This is a genomic window from Paraburkholderia sp. SARCC-3016, from assembly GCF_031119615.1.
Lineage (GTDB): Bacteria > Pseudomonadota > Gammaproteobacteria > Burkholderiales > Burkholderiaceae > Paraburkholderia.
The window spans coordinates 1-2,019 of record NZ_JAVHZD010000087.1; the positions used below are offsets into that span (position 1 = coordinate 1).

The 2,019-nt window shown below is 59.4% G+C and carries 2 protein-coding genes; both read right to left on the reverse strand.

Annotated elements, in window-relative coordinates; genetic code table 11:
• Window positions 1-30 precede the first annotated feature (30 nt).
• Window positions 31-618: a hypothetical protein gene (locus QYH69_RS35780; RefSeq protein ID WP_308836326.1), complete on the reverse strand. Its 588-nt coding sequence runs from the start codon at window positions 616-618 to the stop codon at window positions 31-33.
• Complete coding sequence (locus QYH69_RS35785; protein ID WP_308836327.1) at window positions 615-1,832, reverse strand: tyrosine-type recombinase/integrase; 1,218 nt, start codon at window positions 1,830-1,832, stop codon at window positions 615-617. The genes QYH69_RS35780 and QYH69_RS35785 overlap by 4 nt, the downstream gene beginning before the upstream one ends.
• Window positions 1,833-2,019 lie beyond the last annotated feature (187 nt).

Sequence of the window (2,019 nt, forward strand, 5' to 3'; positions counted from 1 at the left end):
GGCCAAGCGGTCTTAGGAAGACAAAACATTCTACCAACTCCTTGGCTCACAGAACGACATGGCTACGATCCGACTTCTCTTGTGGAACTTCGACTCTCGAATCTGCAATACCCCCGACGTGGGTTCAACATCTCGTAGCGTCAGGCGCAGCAGTTCGCCGCGCCGCAACCCGGCGGTATACAGAAACACGATGGCGATGCGCGTCACGGCGGGTAGTAGCGGTGAGCCCAGCGTCGGCGCCAGGTGCGTGGCCGCGACCAGCATTCGTGCCACCTGATCCGGCTGCACAATGACTGGGTGGATGTACGGACAGGGTCGCGCGAAGTACAGCGGACTGGGCACGAAACACCCGTGCTCGGCACGCTGTCTGAACAGGCAGAACTTGTGCACCATCAACTGTCTGGCGCGACGCGTATTCGGTCCCAGATGGTGCATGGTATCGCACCATCGATCGAAGCTGGCTTGATCAAGCTCCCGAACTGAGGACTGCGCGAGGCAGTGACACATCGACAGCAGGATTCGTTCTTCGTTGCGGTAGCCACGACCGAGGGCGCGTTGATGGGCGACGTAGTCTGCGACCGCAGACTCCATGGTAAACATTGACGTGGCGATGCTCATGGCAGCCTCCGCGAATTCGGGAGCGTGGGAACCTGCAACGCGACGCAACGTAACATGGCAATGTCCAGTCGCAGGTAGACGCACGTGCTCTCGAGGCTGCGATGTCCCAGGATATCGCCAATAGCCTTCGTACCCACGCCTCGATCCAGAAGACGCATCGCAAACGCGTGCCGCAACGCATATGAGGAGCTGTTCGTGATTGGCAAGCCACTCAGCCTGGCGCGCTTGTAAAAGATCTCGACCACGCCATAGTGAGTCAGCGGTCCAGCCGGGCTTCGTGCCCGTAGGAACAGAGCGGGGCAATCACTTCCGGAGCGGCCACACCGGAGATAGCGCCGTAGCAGATTTATGGTCCTGTCCGCCAATGGCAATACCAGGACCGAGCGGGTCTTGCGCTGCTGAACGTGAAGCGTCCGCGATTCCCAGTTGATGGAACTCAGCGTGAGTGCGGCAACTTCTGATGCTCGTAGACCGTAGTACGCCATCAAATGGAGGACTGCGTGGTCCCGCCAGCCGGCGCGGCTGTGACGGTCCACCGAATTAACCAGCTTCGGCACCAGCTTCCATTCGAGTGCACGCGGGGGCAACTCGGCACGATAAGTCCGTGGCGTGTCAATGCAATGCAGTCCGGGCGTGATATCGCCACGGTCTTCGCAATAGCGCAAGAATGCCCTCAGATGCGCAATGACGTGCTGCAGCGTCTGACGGGTAACCTCCCGGCTCTTGAGCCGGATGTAGTTCTCCACGTCCGTAGAGCTCAATGTCCGCAGCGTTCGATCGGGTAACGCCGCCCGACCCAGGAAGTCCCTGAGAGTCGAGTCATGCTGGGCGGCGGTCGAGACGGCGAACCCACGTAGTTCGCGAAGGTGCTGGAGATAGTGACCGAACAGGACTCCGAACGGATCGTCCGGCTCAGCCCGAATCAACCTGCCTCGTGAAGCCAGAAAGCGCTCGAATGCCCGCTGTGTGCCTCGATATAGTGCCTGGAAGCGTGATGACGTAAATGCCGTGTATAGATGTTCGGTGGCAAACTCCCCGCCGGGCTCGGCGCCATCCATCCGTTCAAGTGTTTGCTTTGCCCGAAACAAATGATCGCAGGTACTGGTGCGAGAATATCCACTCCGACGCAGCCAGATAGCGAAGCCCTCAAGATCGGCGGCGAACCGGGACCCCTCATAGCGGCGATGTACCTTCGGAAACAGTTCCTGAAGCATGGTGTTCTCCGAATACGGTGATCGGAGGAACTACGCTACTCCCACGACGAAGTTATGTTGACGAACTCCTGCCGCAACCGAGCGCCGAAGCACCGCCCAGAGGAAACTCCACATAACTGCGTGCTGCACATAAGTCGACGATGAGCAGGCTGTTGCGCACGAGGAAGCGCACGCGTTGCGCCAGATT

Coding starts and splice junctions, on each gene's coding strand:
- QYH69_RS35780 (WP_308836326.1), bottom strand. CDS start 618: ATGAGCATCGCCACGTCAATGTTTACCATGGAGTCTGCGGTCGCAGAC.
- QYH69_RS35785 (WP_308836327.1), bottom strand. CDS start 1,832: ATGCTTCAGGAACTGTTTCCGAAGGTACATCGCCGCTATGAGGGGTCC.